This is a genomic window from Aeribacillus sp. FSL K6-2848 (genome assembly GCF_038004325.1).
GTDB classification, from domain to species: domain Bacteria; phylum Bacillota; class Bacilli; order Bacillales; family Aeribacillaceae; genus Aeribacillus; species Aeribacillus composti.
In genome coordinates this window covers 804712-829757 of sequence record NZ_JBBOQQ010000001.1, presented here as the reverse complement: position 1 = coordinate 829757, position 25046 = coordinate 804712, and the positions used below count along the sequence as shown (strand labels likewise).

Sequence of the window (25046 nt, the reverse complement as noted above, 5' to 3'; positions counted from 1 at the left end):
GTTGAGGTGTTTTTTTTCTTAGACGGAATAAATAACACCAACATTAAATTTAGGTTATAATAGACCTGAATTTTATTTAAGTTGGTGATTATTTATGCGTACCAAAAATAGATTAAATCCAATCGAATCAAAATACTTTAGACCCGAGATAACTAATTGTCCAGAATGTGGTAATAAATTAGTATACTGTCACCCTGTTTGGAGAAAAACAATTTCTACCCTAAAAGGTGAATTTAAAATCATAAATCTAGGATACCGATGTGAGAATAACTCCTGTTCTAATGACACCGTATATCGTTCAGCTGAAGCCGAACAATTAAGTATGAAGCACATTACTTATGGAATGGATGTCATCGCATATATCGGATATTTACGGTTTAAAGAACATAAGACTCGATCTGAGATAGCTACTATATTATCGGAAAAAGAAGTGAAAATTTCTGAGAGGCAAGTACAGAAACTTTATGAAAGATATGCGTTATTACTGCGGGCAAGCGTTAAAGAAAATATGAAAGAGACATTAGAAAATATTGTGAAAGAACATGGAGGACTTGTCTTATCTATTGATGGTGTCCAACCCGAAAAAGGTAACGAAACATTGTATGTCATCCGTGAAGTTCTTAGTGGTACTATTTTAGCTGCACATAATTTAAAAAGCAGTGCTTCTCAAGAACTGATAGGTATTATTCAACCCATTTTAGACTGGGGTTATCCAATCCAAGGTTTTATCAGTGATGGGCAACAATCCATTCGTTTAGCAATTGAACAAATAGCTCCAGATATTCCGTATCAATATTGTCAGTTTCATTACTTTAAAGACATAGCCAAACCATTAGTTGAAAAAGATAGAAAACTAAAAACGAATATCAAAAAGAAGCTAAGGGGAATAAGGGAAGTTGAAAGAAAAATTGAAAATTCTCCATCTAAAAACATAGAAGAAGAGGTAGCAAGTGACTATATTGCGGCTATTCGATCCGTTCTTCTAGAAGATGGTAAGCCACCATTCGAATTACCAGGCACTTGTGTTTTTGAACGAACGAATGCGATTAAAGATTCGATTGAAAAATGCCTGGATAAAAAAGGGGACTCCTCTACTTGAAAAGTTGTTCAGAATAGTCAGAAATGTGGATAACTATAAGGAAGATTATCAACTCGTAAAACGTTGGGATACACGATTTAAAAGGATTGCCACCATTATGGAACCTTCTGAGAATAAAACAAGTTTTTGGGTCGAAAACAGATTGAAGCAATATTTAAACCAAATGGAAAAAGAGCTCAATCGGAAAGAAGATCAACCGTTTGTAGAGAACCTATTAAAGTATAGTAAAGGATTTTGGAAAGGACTTTTCACCTTTTATGATTATCCACTTATACCGAGAACGAATAATGATTTAGAACTCTTTTTTAGAAGAATAAAGCAAAAACACCGAAGAATCACTGGTAGTCGGACTTGGAATCGATATATTATCCGACACGGTGAAAACATTGTATTTGTAGAAAATGTCTCTAATGAACAGGAAGGGCTACAAATGATAAAAAATGTTAATTATTCAGCATATAAAACTGAAGCGAATAAATGGGAACAACGTATTGGCGAGCATATAAAACAAAGAAGATTCAAAAAAGAACCAAATGAATATTTAAACACTATTGAAGAGAAATGGAAAAGGCACAACTAATTTATTGTGTTGGTTGTGCCGTCTAAGTTTTTTTTGCAAATTTTTATGTCAAGAAGTATTCGAAACAACCAACAAACCCATTAACCGTAAGGCTTAGAAATCCAATTTACTGTGAGAAAGTTGAGTAATAAATAAATTTCTAAATCCCTGAGTCTAATTTGTCTTTTTTAAGATATATAATTTAATTGATTCTTCCTCTAAATGTAGAGATGTTTAATAATTGTTTAAAGATTAAAAAATATTTTTCAATATTCGTTTTGTTTCAGCATATACATTGCAATACTCCTGAACTCCACTTATCAAAAAATGAATGATTCCAGCCACCTAAACTTAATCAGCTCAGCTGTAACATAAAGAGCTGTTAGGTCACCGAGCAATATCTTGGATCAATTCTCTTTAGCATTAGTTTTAGCTTTATCTAATTCTTTTTGGTTCTTAACTGCATTCTTGAAAGTTTCCTTTTCTTGTACACATTTTTGTATGCCTGATTTTATTTTATGGCTTGGGTTATCTGTAACGATTATTTGCCGATAAATGTTCTTGAGCTTTATTTTTGATTATTCTCCAAAAACGCCTCATATGCTAAACCAATCGCTCCGCAAAGTCCCGCATTATCCCCTAATCCGGGCGGAACAATATAATCTGCAATGTTTTCTAGCACCACTTCATGGCGAACATAACCGTTTAATAAAGCTTGAACATTTTGATGTATAAGGGGGAACAATTGCTTTTGTTTGGCGACTCCGCCGCCAATTATTATTTTTTTAGGCGATAAAACAAGTATAAGGTTGGCAATCCCTTGTGCAATATAATACGCTTCCAAATCCCATACTTTCTCATTTTTTTCTAACTCTTGCCCCTTTTTTCCCCAGCGTTTTTCTATAGCAGGACCGGATGCCATTCCTTCCAAACAATCTTTGTGATACGGACAATTGCCGGCAAACGAATCTTCAGGATGGCGCCGAACAAGCATATGCCCCATTTCCGGATGGATTAGCCCGTGTACTAGATGTCCTTCAGAGATGGCACCGACTCCGATCCCGGTACCGATCGTCATATAAATGCAGCTATTCAGGCCTTTCGCGGCCCCCCATTTCATTTCCCCCAGCGCTGCTGCATTGACGTCTGTATCAAAGCCAATTGGAATAGGAAATTCTTTTTTTATCGCTCCGACAAGATTTGTATTCGCCCACTGTAGCTTCGGAGTAGATGTTATGTATCCGAATGTTTCGCTTGTGCGATCTAAATCAATCGGACCGAATGAACCAATTCCAAGCGCTTTAATATCTTTATCCCGAAAAAATTTGACCACTTGTTCAAGCACTTCATCAGGCGTTGTTGTCGGAAAAGAAGTCCGCTCGATGATATTTCCGTTTTCATCTCCAATTCCGCAGACAAATTTTGTTCCGCCCGCTTCAATTGCACCTAAAAGCATGCACAATTCCTCCCATGATTTTGTCCATAATGTTATGTCCAATTTTTCATTAGCGGCAGGTTGTCAAATTAATAAGATTATAATAAATGTCATATGTTTATGGAAGAGAAATATTAAAAAATGCAAGAAAAAAAGGCGATCAGCCATTAGCTGAAAGCCTCATTTAGAAGTTTTTTATTTCGTTCCCATAAAATCGTTAAACTAATGAGGGTCACTAAAACAGTCGCCCCCATATCCGACAGAATGGCTATCCAAAGCGTAAGCCAGCCTGGAATCGTCAGCAGCAGTGCAGCGGCTTTTAAACCTAGAGCAATCCCGATGTTTAACTTGATGATTCTGTTCACTTTTTTGGCGGTTGAAATAGCTTCAGGCAGCTTTTCTAAATGATCTTGCATTAAAACGATATCAGCCGTTTCAATTGCGCTGTCTGTTCCTTTTCCCATTGCAATGCCTAAATCAGCAGCTGCGAGCGCAGGCGCATCATTAATACCATCTCCGATCATTGCCGTTTTTCCTGAGAGAGACAGCTCTTTCACCTTTTCCACCTTTTCTTCCGGCAGAAGGTTTGCAAAATATTCACTTAAACCAACCTTTTTCGCCACTTTTTCAGCAGTTTTTTCGTGGTCTCCTGTCAACATGACAGTTCTCTTCACACCTGTTCGGTGAAGCATGCGGATCACCTGGCTGCTTTCCTGTCGAATTTCATCCGCTATACCGACCATACCGAGAATGTTTTTGTCATCTGAAACCAATACGATTGTTAGTCCTTCCTGTTTAAAGGCCTTTATGTCTTCCTTTACATTTTCGCTGAGCGAAAGATGTTGAATCGTTTTTTCATTGCCGACACGGTATTCCTTCCCGTCTATCTCCGCTTTTATTCCCTCACCTGATGTTGCAACAACGGAGCGAGCCTCCAAAAGGGAAACGTTTAACTCATCTATTTTTTTCATAATGGCTTTAGCGATCGGATGAGTAGAGGATTTTTCAATTGATCCGATGATGCTCCAAAAAGAAGGATCATATTCTACAAACTTCTCTACATAAGGCTCCCCTTTTGTCAGTGTACCTGTTTTATCAAAAGCTATTATTCCAATTTTCCCTAATTGCTCTAAATAAACCCCGCCTTTTACAAGAATGCCTTTTCGTGCATTTCTCGTGATTCCTGAAACGATAGCAATGGGAGAGGATAAAACTAATGCACATGGACAGCCGACAATTAACACTGCCAATCCTTGATATAAAGATGTTCTCCAATCAACTCCTAAGAAAAGCGGCGGAATAAAAATAACGACAAGAGAGATAAGCATGATCAAAGGAGTATAATATTTCGCAAACTTATTAATGAATTGCTCAGTCGGCGTTTTTGTTTCCTGCGCTTCTTCAACTAAATGCAAAATTTTCGCTAGAGACGATTCTTCGTAAGGCTTTGTTATCCGAACTTTCAAAATTCCTTCATTATTAATGCTTCCGCCAAACACTTCATCTTTTGCTTCCTTTTCAACAGGGAGAGATTCTCCAGTAATGGCCGCTTCATTAACTGAGCTTTTTCCTTCCACCACTATCCCATCCGATGGAATTTTTTCACCGGCTTTGACAAGAACAATATCCCCTGCCTTGATGTCATGAATGGAAACTTTCTTTTCCTGGCCATCTATAACAATCGTAGCTTCATTCGGCGCAACTTCTAAAAGCGATTCGATAGAACGACGGGCCTTTTCCATTCCCAAGCCCTCTAAATATTCGTTCACTCCAAATAAAATGGCAACAACAGCACCTTCCTTCCACTCTCCGATGCCAAAAGCTCCAATCAAAGCAATTGTCATAAGGGTGTCAATGTTAAATTTCAATCGAACGAGGTTTTTGGCCCCTTTCAAAAATGTTTTATATCCGCTGATCACCGTAGCAATTATATACATTGTAACAGCGGCGGATGGTGATAATGTTTTTTCGAACACAACAGCAGCTATAAAAGCTAAAACCGAGAGCAAAACGAGCCACAATAAATAAGAATGTGTATCTTCATGTTTATTTTCTTCCTCAATATAGGCCCCATCCGATGCTAAAATTTTTTTGACTTTAGCAATATTAATTTCTTCATTGACATACAGTTTGCTAGATTGAAAATTTAATTTTGCATTTTCCCCATATTCAAGCTTTTGGATTTCCTCTTCCAGATTCTTTGCGCAATTTGCACAAGACAATCCCTTTACCCGATACTGAATCATTCTCTAATCCCCCAATGAAATAGAGTACACATTGCAGTATACAGTATATGTGTTTATATGAATAAGTGTTCATATTTTATATGTCCATTTTATAAAAAGGTAATTCAATTGTCAAATATTTTCGTAAATATAATTTTGACATGTACATATGAATAATCTTACAATATTAATGTTATCGAAATTCGATATCGATTCTCAAAATGGGGGGTAAAAATGGAAGATAAAGTGTTGCGCAAGCTTTTTCTCGGTTTTATACATATTCATATTTTACATCATGCAAGCGAACATCCTATATTCGGCTTGTGGATGCTTGAGGAACTGAAAAGTCATGGCTACAACATAAGTGCAGGGACTCTTTATCCGATTCTCCACGCAATGGAAAAGGACGGACTGTTAGAAAAAACAGAACAAAATGTAGAAGGAAAAATACGAAAATATTATACAACTACACAGAAAGGGAAAGCCGTTCTGAAAGAAGCCCGGACGAAAGCGTACGAGCTTTTTAAAGAAATACATAATGAAGGTGGAGGATAACATGAAGGAATCAAAATGGAAAACGCTGTTCGAGATATTTGCCATTTCCACAAAGCTTGGATTGACCTCATTTGGGGGACCAATCGCCCATTTAGGATATTTTCATGAAGAATATATTCGGAGAAGAAAATGGTTGGATGAAAAGAGCTATGCAGATTTGGTTGCTTTATGCCATTTTTTACCCGGACCTGCCAGCAGCCAAGCCGGGATCGGCATCGGTCTCATGCGGGGAGGAATATTAGGCGGACTTTGCGCCTTTATCGGCTTTACGTTTCCGTCTGCAATCGCACTGATGATCTTTGCTCTTATTCTTAAAGAGTTACATATTGTTGATGCCGGCTGGATTCACGGCTTAAAGATTGTTGCTGCTGTTGTAGTCGCCCATGCTGTTATTGGAATGGCACAAAAACTTGCCCCTGACCTAGGGAGAAAAGCCATCGCATTAGGCGCGCTAGTCGTTACTTTATTATGGCAACATGCTTTTTTCCAAGTTGTCGTCATGTTGCTAGCGGCTTTTATTGGATTTTTATTATATAAAAAAGTAGAAGAAGATACCCAGACTTCGTTGCAGGTACCGATTTCAACACGATTTGCTGCAAGCTGTTTATTGTTATTTTTCGGGCTTCTCCTTTTCCTTCCTTTATTAAAAGTGTGGACTTCTTCTTACTGGATCGGCTTGTTCGACAGCTTTTACCGCTCTGGATCTCTCGTATTTGGGGGAGGACATGTGGTGCTCCCGCTGCTTGAACAGGAATTTGTTCCAACAGGAATGTTAACAGAAAAAGAATTTTTGGCTGGTTACGGAGCAGCACAGGCAGTTCCTGGTCCTTTGTTTACATTTGCTTCTTATATTGGAGCGGTCATGAATGGATGGGCTGGGGGATTCGTTGCAACTTGCGCCATCTTTCTTCCGGCAATTTTGCTCATTTTTGGTACATTACCGTTTTGGGGAAAGCTTCGAAGCAATTCAAAGATTAATGGTGCGTTAATGGGCATACAAGCTGCTGTCGTCGGAATTTTAATTGCCGCTTTTTATGATCCGATCTGGATAAGCTCCATTAATCGTCCGATTGATTTTGCTTTTGCTGCAATTTTATTCAGTATGCTCGCTTATTGGAAGATAGCTCCATGGATCATCGTCTTAACGGGCGCCATTGGCGGCTTGTTCTTGTAAAATTAGATCTGCTGACACAAAGATCCTTCAGGTTTCATTTGATATGATCCCTCTTATGTAGACCTGTCCACCATAAGAGGGATTCCTTTACGGCTAAACCGGACAAAGTATGCCCTTTTCCGACATTTTTTGATCTGGCAGAAGCTGCTATTCATGCCCGGCTTCACCTGTTCCTGTATGAAGGCTAGCCGACAGCGTGAATTAACCAAGTTAACGTTTAGGCAAGGCTGTTCAAGAACGAGAGGTTATCTTCTGCTAGTCAATGATTAAAATAAACATATTGAAATGCTCAATTTCCATGCTTGGCAGCTTCTCAAAAAGATAACTGAATCGACTTCTCAATGATTGCTCGCAAGTACCCTGAAATGTCTTTATACGATCAATTTAGAACATTCTCTCCAGCTGCAATCTACTTTGAAGCAATCATCTTTTAAAAACTGCTTCATTTATCTCATTGCTAATGTCACTTTTAAAGAGCTCTTAGATTTCTTAAGCCCACTGAAAATGCCTCAGAACTAGTCGACCGTATTTCCAATCTGAAAGGTTCCCTCCTCATTATGTACTGTTAAACAGATTTCCTAAACTTGACAAAAAACAGAATGCAAAATATAATAAAATATGAACATATGCTCATATATAATAAAAGAACGAGGGAATTATGAATGAAGACGGAAGATCATTCTTTCTTAAAACCTGAAACAATTGAACATATATCGCAAATATTTAAGGTGTTAGCCGACCCTACTCGAATTAAAATTCTTTATTTGTTATCACAAGAAGAGTGCAGCGTAAATCATATTGCCGAAGTGTTGGAAATGTCTCAATCAGCAGTTTCCCATCAGCTTAGTATATTGCGAAATCTTAGACTTATTAAGTATCGCCGTGAAGGAAAAACACTGATTTACTCCTGTAATGACGAACACGTTTTTTCATTATTAAAACAAGCCATTGATCATTCTGAACATCAGTAAGGAGGCATTTGACCATGAACAGCCATCACCACTCTCACGACCATCACGACTTTAACAGGGAAAACAATAAAAAAGGACTTATAATTGCACTGCTCATTACTGTTGGAATTTTGCTGTTAGAGTTTTTCGGGGGGTTAATGACAAACAGTCTGGCCCTTCTTTCTGACTCTGGACATATGCTTAGTGACGCCAGTTCGCTTGCTCTTAGCCTAATTGCTATATGGTTTGCGGCCAAACCAGCCTCCCCAAATAAAACGTATGGCTTTTATCGTTTTGAAATTTTAGCCGCTTTGTTTAATGGAGTTACCTTGTTTGTTATCGCTGGATTTATCATTTGGGAAGCTGTTCAGCGTTTTTTCAATCCGCCGACTGTAGCAAGCGGCTCGATGATGTTGATTGCGTCTATTGGTCTTTTTGCTAATCTTTTAAGTGCCTGGGTGTTAATGAGAAAAGGTGATGTGAAACATAATGTCAATGTTCGCAGCGCTTATCTTCACGTTATCGGCGATGCATTAGGCTCTGTCGGAGCCATTGCTGCCGGATTCATCATGTGGCTCTTTGGCTGGTATATAGCAGACCCTATTATTTCCATTTTAGTTGCTTTATTAATATTAAAAGGCGCTTGGGGAGTTTTGAAGCATAGCATACACATTTTGATGGAAGGAACGCCCGTTACCATTGATCAAAATGAAGTGAAGAAAGCCTTAAAAAGTATTGAAGGTGTGAAGGATGTTCACGACCTGCATATTTGGACGATTACATCAGGTTTAGACTCACTAAGCTGCCATATTTTAATTGAAGATCATCAAGACAGTCAAAAGGTGTTACAAGCTGCCATTCACATGATTGAAGAAAAATTTAAGATTTTGCATACAACCATTCAAATTGAAACCTCTCAAATCCATCATGGAAAAATGAAAGTCTAGCTTTTTTCGGAGTTGATTGAAATGGCACAAAATGTTGATGTTCTTATAATCGGTGCTGGCCAAGCAGGATTAGCGATGGAGTATTATCTAAAGCAACACGATATATTATTTGCCATTGTCGGCAAGGAAAATCGAATCGGAGATGTTTGGAGAAATCGTTACGATTCTTTAGTGCTTTTTACCCCTCGATCGTTTAGCTCCTTGCCAGGAATGGTCTTAAAGGGTGACCCGAACGGATATCCAACTAAGGATGAAATAGCCGATTATTTAGAGGATTATGCTCAAAAATTCGAATTACCTATTCATCTGAATACAGAAGTCATTTCTCTTCAAAAAGAAAATGAGATTTTTAAAGTGACAACCAACCATAGGGGATATATGGCAAATAAAGTGGTTATAGCAACAGGGCCTTTTCAAAAGCCTTATCTTCCACCATTTGCCGAAAGCTTATACGATCAAGTGTATCAAGTGCATACATCCGGCTATTTGAATCCATCTCAATTGCAAGATGGCTCTGTTTTAGTAGTCGGTGCAGGAAATTCTGGAGCGCAAATTGCAGTTGAATTGTCCGAAGACAGAGAAGTTTATTTATCAGTAGGTCATAAAATGAGATTTCTCCCCCTTGAAATTATGGGGAAAAGTATTTTCTGGTGGTTTCAAAAAATAGGTTTATTAGACGTCCATATCAACAGCCCGTTAGGCAGGTTGATCAGTAAACAAAGCGATCCTATTTTCGGTAAAGAGCTGAAACATTTACTACAAGAAGGCAAAATAAAAATGAAGCCTAAAACAGAGAGTGTTTCAGGAGATGTTATCTCTTTTGCAGATAACAGTCAAATTCAAGTTCAAAATGTCATTTGGGCAACCGGATTTTATTTTGATTACAGCTGGATACAAATTCCTAATGTTTTAGATCATAGAGGAAAGCCCGTTCACCAACGAGGGGTTACTCCTGTGAAAGGATTGTACTTCTTAGGATTGCCTTGGCAATATCGGAGAGGCTCCGCTCTTATCGGAGGGGTGGGCGCCGATGCAGAGTACTTGATAAATGATATTTTAAACCATTGAAGGTGCTTGCAATGTTTAGCTAGAGTTTTTCTAGCCGCGGCTATTTTCATGATTAGACATATTTACTGAAAGGCTTCAAATATCATTGAACAATGTCAGTTCCTTTGTACAATGATTTCTCGAGCCTAATTCTGCTAGCTATAACATTTTTTGACGTAAAAAACCACTTAGCCAATCATTGACTAAGTGGTTTGATGTGATAGAGAAAATATACCTTTATCGTTCCGGAAAAAAATAAAACTCATTCCGAAGAATTATGGCCTATTCCTAAAAATTATGTCGCTATTCCGGTTGATTATGAACCATTCATACCGGTTAAGAGGCTTCTGACTTCCACTTCTCATCTTGCACAAAGAGCAAGCCGAGTTCATGATGCTCCCCTTCGTATAAGGCGCGTTGGACAAAACGGATTTCTTTGTTATGTCCTAGTACCTCCAACTTACAATGCGTCCTGCTTATCTGCAGCGCTTCGTAAAATTCGTACGTTGTTTTTACATTTTTTCCATTCACCTTTGATATAACTTCTCCCGCTTTTATTCCCATTTTCTCTCCCGGGGATTGAGGAAGCGTGCCTAATACGACCAGTCCATAATCTTGTTTCGAGAAATAAAAAGCGGCCGAATTATCATTCATCCTTTGTTTTACAGTTATTAATCCCTTTCCTATCAATGCTAGAGCCGCGGCAACAAACGACAGAAATGGAGCCCACAACGAAGCAGCAGCAACAACAAGAGAAATAATTCCAAGAATCGAAATGCGCCGGCCTGTTACTTGAATGCTTTCCTTTGGCAAAGACCCTTGAATTCTTTGATAAAAACCGACAAAATACGGAATCATCACGAGCATAAATGGTTCACCATTTAAAGAAATAATTGGCCACCAAGAAAAAGGAGATTCCAATGAACCGCCTGGAACTAAAAGCATTAACGGAATCATCCATGTTCTGTTCGCTACATGATTCCCAATCGGCATTCCTCTCTTGCTTTTTATGATAAATGGGGATGTATGGTAATGTGCTGTTCGATAGATGAGAATCCCTTCACAAATAAGCAAAAAGCTCAAAAATAGCGACAAGACGCTGTAGTTTGTTTTATCAAGGCTCACAAAAAATTCATCGATCCAAGGAGATTGATCTGCCACTCCATTTAATAAAGCTGTTAAAAAAATCGTTCCGCCCAATGAGATCGTTGATGACAAAAAACGCGGCTGAAAAGTTAAACTAACAGCCAGCAGCCAAATAGTCAATAAAACGAGTGTTCCGAATGGAATCCACAGTCCTAGAAGCATGAAAAGAACAGAAAGGATAAGGCCAGCGATAATTCCCTTCGTATAAGTAAAACGAATATCGTCAAACACATCATATACGCGCACATGAAAAGATTTTCGTTCTCTTCTAACCCGCCAATATCCATTTAAAAAGGAAAAAATGAGAAAGAAATACAAAAGCGGATGCAAGAAAAAACGGCCTATGCTGAAAAGCAATTCTAAAAGCCATTGTCCAACCAAACGGCCCACCCCTTTTACGAATCATATGAGACTTTCCTCTATTTTATCAAATCTTTTAAAAAAGAAGCTAGAACGTCATATAAAAAACTGGAAATAGGTAAAAAGGCCGATTGACCAAATTCATGGAGCAGCGGCTTTTTTGGCTTCATACCGCTTTTTTCTAAAAAGCTGAATGAATCAGACTTGCAGCAAATTGATCAAAAAATTGAGCAAGGAAACAGCCACTTAACAATGCCGCTCTGTCACTTCCCGATGATTTAAAAGAAAACGCAGCCTTATTGTCATAAAGCTGCGTCCATCCTCTGTATGCATAAATAATTGTAAATTTCACTACGATATGAAAGCAGAAATTTTCTCAACTGAAAAGCCTGCACAAGGAAGCGAAATCTCATTTAGAGGCTGTCCATAAAGTGAAATCCCTATTGAAAACAAAAAATCATAAACATCGATATATCAACGTTTCTAAAACATTAAAGGGGCGTCAATAAGCCGTAAAAACGACTTATGAACTGCCCCCTGTCAAGTAGACAGTAGAAATAATAAAAATATACCTAAGCGGCTTTAGCTCTATATTCCATGGGGCTAAGGCCGTTTAATCTTTTTTGATACCTTTCATAATTATAAAAGCGGATGTACTCATCCATCGCAAGAGCTAATTCTTCAAAGGTCTGATACTTATGTAAATAATACTTCTCGCATTTGAGCGTTCCCCAAAAAGATTCCATTGGCCCATTATCAACATCTGCCTACTCTTGACATACTTTGTGTCATCCCTGCTTGGTCTATCCTACGTTTAAAACCATGAGAGGTATATTGGAACCCACGGTCACTATGAATAAGTGGATGCTCTCCTTTTAAAAGTGCGGTGGCTTGATCCAACGTTTTGAATACAAGATGATTATTATTGGAATGTCCTAAAACATAGCTCACAATTGATCCATCATATAGATCAAGAATAGCACTTAAATAGGCTTTCTTTGATGAACCATATTTTAATTCTGTGACATCAGTTACCCATTTTTCATTTGGCTTTTCCGCTGTGAATTCACGATTCAATATATTTTCTGCAACATGTTGAGGAGTAGATCGTTTATAAGATTTCTTCTTTTTTCGAATAACAGATTGTATATCGACAACTTTCATCAGTCTATAAATTCGTTTGTGATTGAAGTTCTGACCAAGCTTTCGATTTATATTCAACGTCATTCGACGGTAACCATAGATGCCTTCAACTTTCTCATGGAGAACTTTCATCTCGTTTACGATTTCTTCATTCTGAAGTTCTCGGGAGGAAGGCGAACGTTTTAACCACTTATAGTAAGCAGCTCGTGAAATACCGGCGATTTCACATAATAAGATTATGCTTAGGTTTTCTTTCTCATGAAGTTCCCGGATTGCGATATACTTGTCTTCAAAACGGATTTGGTTTACTTTCGCCTCCTTTCGATTTCCTCTAACTTTTTTAAAAATAGATTCTCCGCACGTAAGCGCTCATTTTCTCTTTCTAACTTTTTCATCTCCAGTTTCATTTTCTCTTCTGGAGATAACTCTGCTTCTTCTTTTTTTCTTCCTCGTTTGTCTTTCAGCGCTTCTTCTCCACCATTTTCATACTTCTTCACCCATTGATATACTTGTTGATAAGTAACTTCATAAGTCTCTGCTGTTTTTTTATAATCTTTTCCGTTCCCTAAACAATCAAGCACAATTTGTATCCGTTCATTCCAAGTCGTTTTTCTTCCTTTAGTCATAGAGCTTGTCTTTCCTTTCGACGTATCCTTTAAATCTCTATGGCTATTATACTTCTTAATCCATCGTTGAAGTACCGATCTACTTGAAATACCATATTTCCTGACAATCTCGTACTGTGAGAACTCACTAGATAAATAATCTTTTACAGCTGCTTCCTTAAGTTCTTTGGTATAACCTTTCCAAGAATTTGAACGTTCTAAACCCTCTATTCCAAATTCCTCAAATTCATTTATCCATTGCCTTAAAGAATATTTAGTAATTTGATACCTTTTACAAAGCTCTTGAATAGTACATTCTCGGTTTTCATATGCAAGTAAAACTTCAAGTTTGAACTCTGTAGTATATTGCTTATACATAGAAAACTCCCCCTAAGGTAAAACAGATTTTTTATATTTTAATCTGTCTACCTTAAGGGGAGCATATCATTATTAGACAGCCCCTTAAACAAAATGCAACAGAAAAGCTGCCGTATTTTTTCAATACTTAAGAAGATCGTGCTAATAGTGAAATGGCAGTTTGCAGCTGCAAGTCATTTTGTTTTGAACGAGTTTCTTTTGTGATCAATTCATTCATTTTTATAGCTGTTTTTTGATCCAACTTCCCCGTCACGGATAAACCGTTCATTTTTTGAAACGCCTTTACAGCCAGCTCGGTTTCTGCACTGAAATAACCGTCTTTTCTCCCAGGATCATAACCTAATCCTGATAATAATATTTGTGCAATGCGAACTTGTTCATTATTCATCTCTTTTTTTAATGGCTGTAAAATATCGAGCGGTCCAGCTTTAAAATAATCCGGCTGCGATATTTTTACCGTTGGTTCCACACCTTTTTCATGAATCCAATTTCCTTTAGGAGTCAACCATTTGTATAACGTCAGCTTTATGTTGCTTCCATCATCCAGCGGTATTGTTTGCTGAACTGTTCCCTTTCCAAAGGATTTTTCGCCGACAATGGCATACCCTCCTGCTTCTTTCAACGCAGCTGCCAAAATTTCCGAAGCAGATGCGCTGCCGTTGTCAATTAAGACTGCAATAGGATAATGCTTCTTTTCTTTTAATGTTGAATAATACATCTCCCTTTTTCCGTCTCTCTTTTCTATTTGAATATATGGTGCATGATTAGGGACGAGCTGCTGCAAAATTTGCTCTACAGCCTGCAAATATCCCCCCGGATTGCCGCGAACATCGATGACTAGACCGTTAATTTTCTTTTTTTCTAACATTTTTAGCTTTTGTTTAAAGTCATCAGCTGTCCTTTCAGAAAATGAAGTAATATGCAAGACGCCTAACCGCTTGCCATTTTTATTGATTTCGGAGCTGAACACTGTTTCAATCGGAATCTCATCCCGCTTTACTTCAAAAAACAATAAATCTTTACTTCCAGGGCGGCGTATCGTAAGTTTGACGGTTGTTCCTTTTTCTCCTCTGATTTTCAGTACTGCATCATGAAGATCTGAACTGGAAACTGTTTTACCATCAATTTTCACAATTTCATCATTTGGCTTTAAGCCCGCTTTTTCCGCCGGCGAATTTTTAAATGGTGAAATAATGGTTATTTTGCCGTTGTTCATCCCGATTTCGGCACCGATTCCTTCAAATGAAGAATCAAGTGACTCTGTAAATTGTCTAACAGTTTCTTTATCCATATAGACTGAGTATGGATCGCCTAAAGAAGATAGCATCCCTTGAATGGCACCTTCTAGGAGACGTTTTTTGTCGACTGGATGGACATATTTTTCAGAAATTAATTCATACGTTTTTATAAATTTCTCCAATCCTGGAATGGTTTCATCTGCACTTTGCGCAGATGCAGCAATTGTTTTATTTTCCAGCGATTCATTATTTTCAGCATGACCGTGCACATCCAAAACGACGATGGAACTGGTCACTATCCAAAACACTGTAATCAATTTTATTATTTGTTTCATATGTTTTTGCCTTCCTTTCCAACAATCCGAATTATTTATAGCGTATGCAAAGCTTGTACAAATCATGTGCGGATTACAGGAAAAGGAAAAGCAATTCAAAAAAACTTAATATACCGCCCTTTGACAAGAATTTGACCGCTTCTAGCCAGGTTCCATCAAGAAAACAGAAAATCAGCCAACGGTCATCTTTGCTTTGAAAATGGGTAAGGTGTTTTGTTCTCATGAAACGCTTTCCTTTTCTTTTAGTCAAGCAAACTGCCTACACCGGCATAATCATACGAGAGGAGAAACTATATTTTTTGTAATTATCTATCACTACATGAAAAAGAATTATTGTGAAAATCAATCCATTGAAGCTTGATGTAATCTCCCGTTTCCTCTATTTTTTGCATCGATGAAACACGATCAGAAGAAAACTGTTTTGCAATTTATAAAAAAATAACAATGCACAACAAACTCTTCTTCCCTTAAGAGCTTATTGTGCATTGTTAATAAATTTTTATGGAAGAACGCTTAAAGGATTGATCGCGCTGGATTTGCCCCGCCATGTTCCGTTATGTACTTCAAAATGCAAGTGCTGTCCTGTTGATCTTCCTGTATTTCCCATATATCCAATAAACTGACCTTGGCTCACTTTTTGACCACTTGAAACGTTAATGCTTCTCAAATGCCCGTAAAGTGTAGTATACGTTTTACCGTTAATATTATGGATGATCATAATCACATTGCCGTAGCCGTTCATTTGTCCAGCATAACTAACCGTGCCGCCAGCAGAAGCGTAAACTGGAACCGTTCCCCGTTTCGCAATATCAATTCCTGCATGTAACTCGCCCCATCTCATACCCATTTTAGAGGTAAGAACACCTGAAGCCGGCCAGATAAATGATCCGCTTCCTGCAGCTGATGATACAGATGGTTCTGGTGAAGATCCGCCATCGCTTGAAGCAGCAGCTTTATCGCTTGATTTAGAAGCAGATTGTGAAGCTTGAGCCTGTCTAGCCTTTTCTTCTTCTAGTCTTTTTAAAAATTCTTGCTGCTGTTGTTCAATCATTTTTTGCTGCTTTTCCAGCATAGCATCTTGATGCACCAAATCTTCTAATTGATCCATTGCCTGGCCATGTTCCGCTTCCAATTGCGCCAACAATTTATCTTTTTCATCAATTTGCTTATCTAACTCTTGTTTCAATGAAGCCAATTCAGATAAAGCTTCTTCCAAAGAGGACAGCTGCTTGTTTAATTTCGCCTCCGCTTCCTCTTTCAGTTTCATATCTCTTTCATGCTCTTCAATAATTTTTTGATCCGCATCAACGATCGTTGTAACAGCGCTTATACGAGTTACAAAATCATTGAAGCTTTTCGCACCTAAGATAACGTCGAGATAGCTGATTGTACCTCCGGCTTCCTGCAAGGATTTTGCCCGTTCTTTTAACAGTTCATTCCGCTTTTCAATCCGTTTTTTTACTTCAGCAATTTGTTTTTTCAACTGTTCAATTTCAGTTTTAGTTTTCTTGATTTCATTCTCTTTCTCTTCGATTTTTTCACCAGTATCCAGCAATTTTTCATCTAACTTTTTAATCTCTTGATTAAGTTGATTTTGTTTTGTCTCTAATTCTTTTACTTCACTTTTCTTGCTCTCTATATTCGATTGAACATTGGACCGCTCATTTTGAATTCTTGCTTTTTTCTCCTCAAAGGATGACGCATAAGCGCTTTTGCTCAGCGGTACAAATACCCCGCTTGTCCCCAATATAGCTGTAAGACTTAATGTCACTATTCTCTTTTTCACAATCCGGTTCCTCCTCTTAATTCATGTTTTCAATCAATTCGATCTGGTATGGCAAGAGCTGCCTAAGATAAACTACACTTTCAAAAACTTTCGAACAGACATTAAGCTTCCCCATATGCCGATTAAGACGCCGATTAACAATAAGATAGCCGATATTTGAAAAACAAAAGGAGAAAATGGCAACAACTCAACAAAAGAACCTTGAATATAAGGAACGGCAATATTTACTAAGCTATTGTAGCTGACAACTAAAACTGTAATTGGTATGACAGCTCCCAGCGCTCCTAAAAACAAACCTTCTAAAAAGAACGGCCAGCGTATAAACCAGTTTGTTGCACCAACCAGTTTCATAATTTCTATTTCTCGTCTGCGGGCAAATATAGTGATTTTTATAGTGTTTGAGATTAAAAACATCGCAGTAAACACAAGCCCTATGATCAAGACTATGCCGATATTTCTTGAAACGTTGACAACTTCAAACAATTTTTTCACAGTTTCTTCTCCATATTGAACATTTTCGACATAGCGCATTTTTTTAATTTCTTCCGCTACAACTGGAGTATCTTCGGGAACTTTCGTTTTGACGATGAAAACATCGTTTAAAGGATTATCCTGTTCAAATAGCTTGAATGACTCTCCTTTTTCACCGAAGCTTTTAATTAATTTTTCCAGCTCCTGGTCTTTGGAAGAAAATTGGACGTTCTCCACTTTTTCTAGATTTTTCAATTTCGATTCAAGTTGGTTTTGAGCGTTTTGATCTGCTGTCCTGTCAATTAGCACGGTTATTTCAACATCTTCTTCAATGTTGCTGGCGATATTATTTAAATTCATCATAATAACCAAAAACGTGCCGACCAAAAGAAGGGTCACTGTTACGGCTGATATAGAGGCTATGGACATCCAAGCATTTCGCCCAAGACTTTTTATCGCCTCCCGCAAATGACGACCGAGAGTTTTATTCATAAAGACCATACTCCCCTCTCGCCTCATCGCGCACAATTTTGCCGTCCTCAATAGCGATAACCCGCTTTCGAATCGTGTTCACGATCACTTTATTGTGGGTGGCCATTAACACCGTTGTGCCCCGATTGTTGATTTCCTCTAGCAATCTCATAATCTCCCAAGAGGTTTCAGGGTCCAAATTCCCTGTCGGCTCGTCTGCTATTACAACAGGCGGATTGTTTACTATGGATCTAGCAATTGATACGCGCTGCTGTTCACCGCCAGACAATTCGTCAGGGAAGAAACGGGCCTTATGCTTCAATTGCACAAGATCAAGGACATTTAATACTTTCTTTTTAATGTTCTTCGGATTTTCCCCGATCACTTCCAAAGCGAAGGCAACATTCTCATAAACAGTCAATTTCGGCAATAATTTAAAATCTTGAAAGACAACCCCGATATTTCTCCGCAAATACGGCACTTCTTTTTCTTTTAAGTTTTCTAGTTGTATACCGTTTATGACAATACTACCTTTTGTAGGCTTTTCTTCCCGATACATCAATTTGATAAATGTCGACTTTCCAGCACCGCTAGGACCTACGATGTATACAAATTCGCCTTGATTGATTTTTATTGAAATACCGTTAATGGCCAAAACACCATTCGAATAGGTTTTATAAACATCCTTCATTTCGATCATGCTATCACCTGAAGTCATTGAATTATTTCATTACTTAGTCAAAAAAATTTTTATAACTTGAAACTAATGTTATTTTCTATTCGTCTATTAATTATGAAGCAGAAAACAAATCTTACATCCTTTCCACAAAAAACATTATAACATCATTTTTCGTCAAAAATAGACCTTTTCATATTACATTTTTGTTTCAATATCATATTCCGAGGGAAAATTTTTAAAATTCTTGTAAAAAAAAGTACAAAATTTTCTATTATCTGCTATTTTTTTCTATAGCATAAAAAAGCGAGGGTGATCATGTCCCCTCGCTTCTTATGTTACTTTTGTCCTGCAAGCCACTCAGCGACAACATCTGCTTCGCTATCGTTCAATAAACCTTTTGGCATAGCGCCTTTGCCGTTTAAAATAATATCTTTTATTTCATCTTTGCTATATTTGCTTCCAACTTTCTGTAAACTCGGACCGGAAGCACCTTCAAGATTTTGTCCATGGCAGCTTGTACAATTTTGTTTTATCAGATCTTCTGCAGATGCAGTATTCTCAGCTTGATCTGTTCCGCCATTTGTTCCGCTTTCTTGGTCATTCCCGCCGCCCCCGCATGCAGCTAATACGAGTGAAAGACCAAATACTAAGATCAAGAACTTTTTCACTGCGAAATCCCCCTTCGCCAATTAGTCTCGAAGATATTATAACCTAATTATTGAGGTTTCAATCTGAAACAAATTGACCAACATTTGACAATCCTGTGAAAATAACTTGAATATTGATAAAAAAGAAAAAGGGTGTCTAATAAGTCGTTTTTACGCCTTATAGACGCCCCTTTAATGTTTTAAATGTTGATATATCAATGTTTATGATGTTTCGTTTCAATGGATTTTGACTTTCTGGACAGCCCCACAAGTTCTCTAATCAAATGGAATTTAGGGCAGTTTTTCTTCGTCATTTTTCCGCATCACAGTTCTATTCGCTCATCTTTTGTAAACGCGTCATCATCCTTTTCATAACAGCCTTAAGACAATTTTGCTCTTAAATATGCATCAATAAATGCATCAATTTCCCCATCCATTACAGCTTGGACGTTGCCGATTTCGACATTTGTCCGGTGATCTTTCACCAATGAATATGGATGGAAGACATAAGAACGGATTTGGCTACCCCAGCCAATTTCCTTTTGCTCTCCTCGAATTTCCGCTAATTCTTTTTCCTGCTCTTCAATTTTTAATTGGTATAGCTTAGATTTTAACATTTTCATTGCTCGTTCTCTGTTTTTAATTTGAGAGCGCTCCGTTTGGCATGTCACGACAATTCCAGTTGGCAAGTGTGTAATCCGTACCGCCGAGTCGGTCGTATTTACGTGCTGCCCTCCCGCACCGCTTGAACGGTACGTGTCAATTTTCAAATCCTCGCTTCTAATTTCAATATCGATTTCATCATTAAATTCTGGCATCACTTCGCAGGAAACAAAAGAAGTATGGCGGCGGCCTGATGCATCAAAAGGAGAAATGCGCACTAACCGATGGACTCCTTTTTCCGCTTTTAAATAGCCGTATGCATTGTGTCCTTTAATTAACAGCGTTACACTTTTTATTCCTGCTTCATCACCCGGAAGATAATCGATCGTTTCAACTTTAAATCCTTTCTTTTCCGCCCATCTCGTATACATTCGCAGGAGCATAGATGCCCAGTCCTGAGATTCCGTCCCTCCTGCTCCCGGATGAAGCTCTAAAATCGCGTTGTTTTTATCGTAAGGCTCATTTAAAAGAAGCTGTAATTCAAAATTATTCAATTCCTTCGTTAATTTTTTCAATTCGGATTCAAGCTCTCTTTGCAAATCATCATCCGGCTCTTCTTTAATAAGCTCGTAAGTTACTTGAAGATTTTCATATGATTCATTTAAATGGTTAAATTCTCCGACAAGATCTTTTAAGGCGTTTGCTTCATTAATTACCTTCTGAGCTGCTTGCTGGTCATCCCAAAAATTTGGCGCAGCCATTTGCTCCTCTAATTTTTTTATGCGTGCTTCCTTCTCTTCTAAGTCAAAGAGACCCCCTAAAATCCGCTAATCGTTTAGCCATTTTCTCCAGTTCATTCCGAATTTCTACTAAATCCATTAGTCCATCACCTCTAAAAATTTTTTGCACAGTATACTATATTTTTGCAGATTCGCTTTGTCCACTTATACATTAGTTAAAAAATTTATGGGACAGGCGAGACTGACATCTCGCCACACCCATTCTATTTAAAATCGTTATCTTCCGCAACAATGTTTGTATTTTTTGCCGCTTCCGCACGGACATGGCTCGTTGCGGCCAACCTCTTTTGCTTTTCTGACTGGTTTCTTTTTCGTCTGGGCGTCTCCTTCTTTCGGCTGCACGGCTTCGCCGACCGCCACTTCCTGACGTTCCAAATTGTTTTGAATTTCAGCTTTCATTATATATTTTGTAACCTCTTCTTGGATGGACGCAATCATATTTTCAAACATTGTGTAGCCTTCCAATTGATATTCACGAAGCGGATCAGTTTGTCCGTATGCACGTAAATGAATGCCTTGGCGAAGATGATCCATTGCATCGATGTGATCCATCCATTTTGTATCAACGGCGCGGAGTACAATGACTCGTTCAAATTCACGCATGTTTTCCTCGCCAAAAGCAGCTTCTTTCTCATCATAACGCTTCTTCGCTTTTTCCCAAATGATATCAATGATTTCATCCGATTCTTTTCCGCGAAGGTCATTTACATTAAAGTCATCTGCTTCATCCAAAATATTGGCTTTTACCCAGTCGACTAATCCTTCAAGGTTCCAGTCTTCCGGAAGCTCTTCTTCAGGCGTAAATGACTGTACAACACGGGTAATTGTTTGTTGAATCATGTCTTCAACATTTTCTCGCAGATTTTCAGATTCAAGCACTTCATCTCTTTGTTTATAAATAATTTCACGCTGCTGACGGAGCACATCATCATATTGAAGAAGCTGCTTCCGCGCATCAAAGTTGTTTCCTTCCACCCGTTTTTGCGCCGATTCCACAGCACGGGTAATCATTTTGCTTTGAATCGGCTGGGAATCGTCCATTCCAAGCCGATCCATCATGCTCATCATACTTTCTGAACCGAATCGGCGCATCAGTTCATCTTCCATTGACAAATAAAACTGCGTAACACCCGGGTCTCCTTGACGTCCAGAACGTCCTCTCAGCTGATTGTCAATTCTTCGGGATTCATGGCGTTCTGTGCCGATGACGGCTAATCCACCCAACTCTTTTACGCCTTCGCCGAGCTTTATATCCGTTCCCCGTCCGGCCATATTTGTCGCGATCGTCACAGCATTCTTTTGTCCGGCTTGTTCAATAATTTCTGCTTCCTTTGCATGGTTTTTTGCATTCAACACATTGTGCGGAATTCCCCGCTTCTTAAGCATATTAGAAAGCAATTCAGATGTTTCAACCGCGACTGTACCTACTAGAACAGGCTGACCAATCATGTGCCGCTGAACGATGTCTTCTACAACCGCTTTAAATTTCCCCTCCATTGTACGGTAAACGAGGTCCGGACGATCTTCGCGGATAACCGGCTTGTTTGTCGGGATGGTAATAACCTGCATGTTATAAATGTTGCGAAATTCTTCTTCTTCTGTTTTCGCAGTACCTGTCATTCCCGCCAGCTTTTCATACATTCGGAAATAGTTTTGGAACGTGATCGTTGCCAACGTCATGCTTTCATTTTGAATTTCAAGGCCTTCTTTCGCTTCGATTGCCTGATGCAAACCGTCGCTGTAACGGCGGCCTTTCATTAACCGTCCGGTAAATTGGTCTACAATGATCACTTGTCCGTCTTCAACAACATAATCCACGTCTTTATGCATGACGACGTGGGCTTTCAGCGCATTGCTGATATGATGGTTTAGTGTAACGTTTTTTAAATCGAACAAATTATCAATATGGAAAGCACGCTCCGCTTTTTCAATCCCTTCTTCTGTAAGTTGAACGGATTTCGTTTTTTCATCATAAGTATAATCTTTATCCTTTTGAAGCGTTCTGACAAAAGCATTTGCCTGAATATACAGTTTGGTGGATTTTTGTGCTTGTCCAGAAATAATAAGCGGAGTTCTTGCTTCATCAATTAAAATGGAGTCTACCTCATCGATTACCGCAAAATGCAGAGGGCGCTGCACTTTTTGTTCCTTGTATAAAACCATATTGTCGCGCAAATAATCAAACCCAAGTTCGTTATTTGTTGAATAGGTGATATCAGCTTCGTAAGCAGCCTTTTTCTCCTCTTTTGACATACCGTTTAAATTTAAACCAACAGTCATGCCGAGAAATTCAAAAATTTTGCCCATTTCTTTTGCGTCCCGGCTTGCCAAATATTCATTGACGGTAACGACGTGAACGCCTTTCCGCGTCAACGCATTTAAGTAAACAGGCATCGTTGAGGTTAATGTTTTCCCTTCACCTGTCTTCATTTCCGCAATATTGCCTTCGTGAAGGGCAATAGCTCCCATAAGCTGTACTTTATATGGATACAGGCCGAGCACTCTGTGAGCGGCTTCTCTTACAACTGCATAGGCTTCCACAAGCAGATCATCGAGTGTTTCTCCCTTTTCAAGCCGTTCCGCAAACTCAGCTGTTTTTGACCTCAATTCCAAATCAGAAAGCTTTCTCATATCTGGACCGAGAGCATTTATTTTTTCAGCTATTTTTTCATAACGAGCTAAAGTGCGTTTATTCGGATCAAACACTTTATTTAAAAGTCCAAGCATCTTTAACGCTCCTTAATTTATTTTATTATTTTATTTTCTTTTAAATTTTATCACTGCTTTTCCAAGCGTACAACTTTTGCTGTGTGAAAGTCTTTCCATAAACCCGTCCCATTTGTCTACATTTTATTTGCTTGAAGGTAAAAAAAGTACAGCCAAGGTAGGCTGCACTTTTTTTATATAATAAATTTTATTCATTCGGTTCAATTAATCCATAGCGGCCGTCTTTTCTGCGGTAGACAACATTTGTTCTATTTGTATCAGAGTTCGTAAAAACAAAGAAGTTATGGCCGAGCATGTTCATTTGCAAAATAGCTTCCTCAGTATCCATCGGCTTTAAATTGAACCGTTTTGTTTTTACAAGTTCGATATCCTCTTCATTCACATCAGTATCATCATTCGTTTCCGCATTGATGAAATATTTAGCATCAACTTGTTGTTCACGAAGCTTCCGGTTTACTCTTGTTTTATGCTTGCGGATCTGACGTTCAAGCTTATCAACGACAAGATCAATCGCAGCATACATATCTTCATGATATTCCTCAGCACGCATCACTAAATGCGTCATTGGAATCGTTACTTCAATTTTAGATTCTTTGTCATTATAATATTTTAAATTCACATTTGCATCGGCTTGTACTCCATTATCAAAATAACGTTCAAGTTTAGATAATTTTTTTTGTACATATTCTCTTAATGCTGGAGTTACTTCAATGTTTTCCCCTCTAATGTTGTATTTCATATTGAGCTCCTCCTTTTATTAAGGGATATATATATAGTTCGATGTTTCGTTCGTTTTTCCTTTCACAAAATAAAAAAAATCGTGAACATTTTATGAATGCTGATGAGCGGGGAAAACGATTTTCACACTTTCATCCATCGCTACATGATCGTGTCTTTTTGTACATATATTGCTATTTTTTCTTATCATAAAAAATGCCATCAATAGTGGCATTCGCATAAGAGTTCATATATTTTTTTGCCATCTCTTTCTGGGCTTTCATCTTGACGATATCATGTTGTATCTCTTGTTTTATTAGTTTAAGCTGCTCAACAAGAATTTGATTCAATTGGATAATTTTTCTCCCTGCTTCTTTCTCCTTGGGCGTGAAGGGAGGATTCATGCTTTTTGTTAACTCCTCCCGTTTTGCCAGCAAGTCTTCTATTTTTTGTATCACTTGATCACGGTCGCGATGTTGATCTTTAGACCGTTTTGTCAATTCCACTAACTCTTCCGTTATTTCCAACAATTTTTCCACTTCGTCCATTACGCTTGTCCGCCTTCACTATGCCGCTGTTTCCGGTTGATTTGGATTACTTCTTTCCACGTATCTCTGAACTCTGTCACATATCCTTCCACTTCTTCAATAATGGTGACATCGTTTTTAAAATTGGCCTCAACAAGCCGTCGATTCATGTACTCATACAGTGCGTACATATTTTTAGAAATCTCAATATCCATATTTAGCGTGGCCATTAGTTCACAAATGATTCTTTGTGCTTTTTGCAAATTTTCGTTTTTTTGTTGGATAGATTTTTCTTCTATTGCTTTTTTCGCAAGCTTTAAAAATTTTAAACACCCGTTATAAAGCATTAACGTGAGTTCACCTGGTGATGCAGTTTGTACGCTGTTTTCCAAATAAGATTGATAAGGATTGTTCATTGCCAT

Annotated in this window: 20 protein-coding genes and 1 pseudogene; 7 read left to right on the top strand and 14 right to left on the bottom strand. The window is 38.2% G+C overall.

The genetic code is table 11. The annotated features are described in order from the left end of the window. Positions 1–94 precede the first annotated feature (94 nt). Together NSS70_RS04055 and NSS70_RS04050 are read left to right on the top strand one after the other, a co-directional pair. Positions 95–1099, top strand: a complete 1005-nt coding sequence (locus tag NSS70_RS04055; RefSeq protein ID WP_152642860.1) for a transposase — start codon at positions 95–97, stop codon at positions 1097–1099. A gap of 25 nt (positions 1100–1124) precedes the next feature. Beyond that, entirely contained in the window at positions 1125–1679 is a 555-nt protein-coding gene (locus NSS70_RS04050; protein WP_157404848.1) for a hypothetical protein, read from the top strand. 547 nt (positions 1680–2226) lie between these two features. On the opposite strand, the gene NSS70_RS04045 is transcribed toward NSS70_RS04050, so the two are convergent. Then, entirely contained in the window at positions 2227–3114 is an 888-nt protein-coding gene (locus NSS70_RS04045) for an ROK family protein (protein WP_340807118.1), read from the bottom strand. 146 nt (positions 3115–3260) lie between these two features. After that, positions 3261–5339, bottom strand: coding sequence for a heavy metal translocating P-type ATPase (locus NSS70_RS04040; protein WP_340880972.1), 2079 nt, complete (start codon positions 5337–5339; stop codon positions 3261–3263). 213 nt (positions 5340–5552) lie between these two features. On the opposite strand from NSS70_RS04040, the gene NSS70_RS04035 reads away from it, so the two are divergent. The 5 genes from NSS70_RS04035 to NSS70_RS04015 all read left to right on the top strand — a co-directional run bounded on the left by NSS70_RS04035 (position 5553) and on the right by NSS70_RS04015 (position 10012). Then, positions 5553–5873 (top strand): PadR family transcriptional regulator, encoded by a 321-nt coding sequence (locus tag NSS70_RS04035; protein WP_063389188.1) that lies wholly within the window; start codon positions 5553–5555, stop codon positions 5871–5873. A 1-nt stretch (position 5874) separates the two neighbouring features. After that, positions 5875–7047, top strand: a complete 1173-nt coding sequence (gene chrA / locus NSS70_RS04030) for a chromate efflux transporter (RefSeq protein ID WP_340880971.1) — start codon at positions 5875–5877, stop codon at positions 7045–7047. A 662-nt stretch (positions 7048–7709) separates the two neighbouring features. Then, the gene (locus NSS70_RS04025; protein ID WP_063389190.1) at positions 7710–8018 is read left to right on the top strand and encodes an ArsR/SmtB family transcription factor; all 309 of its coding nucleotides are present in this window, start codon (positions 7710–7712) and stop codon (positions 8016–8018) included. A gap of 14 nt (positions 8019–8032) precedes the next feature. Next, a complete protein-coding gene (locus NSS70_RS04020) occupies positions 8033–8944 on the top strand; it encodes a cation diffusion facilitator family transporter (protein WP_340807126.1) in 912 nt (303 codons plus the stop codon). A gap of 21 nt (positions 8945–8965) precedes the next feature. Then, positions 8966–10012: a flavin-containing monooxygenase gene (locus NSS70_RS04015; protein ID WP_340880970.1), complete on the top strand. Its 1047-nt coding sequence runs from the start codon at positions 8966–8968 to the stop codon at positions 10010–10012. A gap of 315 nt (positions 10013–10327) precedes the next feature. Here the strand turns inward: NSS70_RS04015 and NSS70_RS04010 are convergent, their stop codons facing one another. From NSS70_RS04010 to fliS, 12 genes and pseudogenes are all read right to left on the bottom strand, one after another. Continuing rightward, positions 10328–11518 carry a PDZ domain-containing protein gene (locus NSS70_RS04010; protein WP_340880969.1) on the bottom strand — a complete coding sequence of 397 codons (1191 nt, stop codon included), beginning with the start codon at positions 11516–11518 and terminating at the stop codon, positions 10328–10330. Positions 11519–12069: 551 nt separating this feature from the next. Continuing rightward, positions 12070–13623 (bottom strand): annotated as a pseudogene (locus tag NSS70_RS20770) (IS3 family transposase). Between the two features lie 127 nt (positions 13624–13750). After that, positions 13751–15196 (bottom strand): S41 family peptidase, encoded by a 1446-nt coding sequence (locus tag NSS70_RS03990; RefSeq protein WP_340880966.1) that lies wholly within the window; start codon positions 15194–15196, stop codon positions 13751–13753. Positions 15197–15695: 499 nt separating this feature from the next. Then, the gene (locus NSS70_RS03985; protein WP_340880965.1) at positions 15696–16982 is read right to left on the bottom strand and encodes a murein hydrolase activator EnvC family protein; all 1287 of its coding nucleotides are present in this window, start codon (positions 16980–16982) and stop codon (positions 15696–15698) included. A 72-nt stretch (positions 16983–17054) separates the two neighbouring features. After that, positions 17055–17945 (bottom strand): permease-like cell division protein FtsX, encoded by an 891-nt coding sequence (ftsX, locus tag NSS70_RS03980; RefSeq protein ID WP_340880964.1) that lies wholly within the window; start codon positions 17943–17945, stop codon positions 17055–17057. Then, positions 17938–18624, bottom strand: a complete 687-nt coding sequence (gene ftsE / locus NSS70_RS03975; RefSeq protein ID WP_340880963.1) for a cell division ATP-binding protein FtsE — start codon at positions 18622–18624, stop codon at positions 17938–17940. The genes ftsX and ftsE overlap by 8 nt, the downstream gene beginning before the upstream one ends. 314 nt (positions 18625–18938) lie before the next feature. Further along, positions 18939–19271, bottom strand: a complete 333-nt coding sequence (cccB, locus tag NSS70_RS03970; protein ID WP_063389198.1) for a cytochrome c551 — start codon at positions 19269–19271, stop codon at positions 18939–18941. A 359-nt stretch (positions 19272–19630) separates the two neighbouring features. Then, positions 19631–20732, bottom strand: a protein-coding gene (gene prfB, locus NSS70_RS03965; RefSeq protein WP_130158800.1) for a peptide chain release factor 2 whose coding sequence is annotated in 2 segments (ribosomal slippage) — positions 19631–20659 and positions 20661–20732 — 1101 coding nt in all. Because the reading frame shifts where the segments join, the coding sequence is not laid out codon by codon here. 137 nt (positions 20733–20869) lie between these two features. Then, complete coding sequence (gene secA, locus NSS70_RS03960; RefSeq protein WP_063389200.1) at positions 20870–23380, bottom strand: preprotein translocase subunit SecA; 2511 nt, start codon at positions 23378–23380, stop codon at positions 20870–20872. 187 nt (positions 23381–23567) lie between these two features. Further along, the gene (hpf, locus tag NSS70_RS03955) at positions 23568–24119 is read right to left on the bottom strand and encodes a ribosome hibernation-promoting factor, HPF/YfiA family (protein ID WP_340880962.1); all 552 of its coding nucleotides are present in this window, start codon (positions 24117–24119) and stop codon (positions 23568–23570) included. Positions 24120–24291: 172 nt separating this feature from the next. Continuing rightward, positions 24292–24645 carry a flagellar protein FliT gene (locus NSS70_RS03950; RefSeq protein WP_130158802.1) on the bottom strand — a complete coding sequence of 118 codons (354 nt, stop codon included), beginning with the start codon at positions 24643–24645 and terminating at the stop codon, positions 24292–24294. Further along, entirely contained in the window at positions 24645–25046 is a 402-nt protein-coding gene (gene fliS / locus NSS70_RS03945; RefSeq protein ID WP_063389203.1) for a flagellar export chaperone FliS, read from the bottom strand. The genes NSS70_RS03950 and fliS overlap by 1 nt, the downstream gene beginning before the upstream one ends.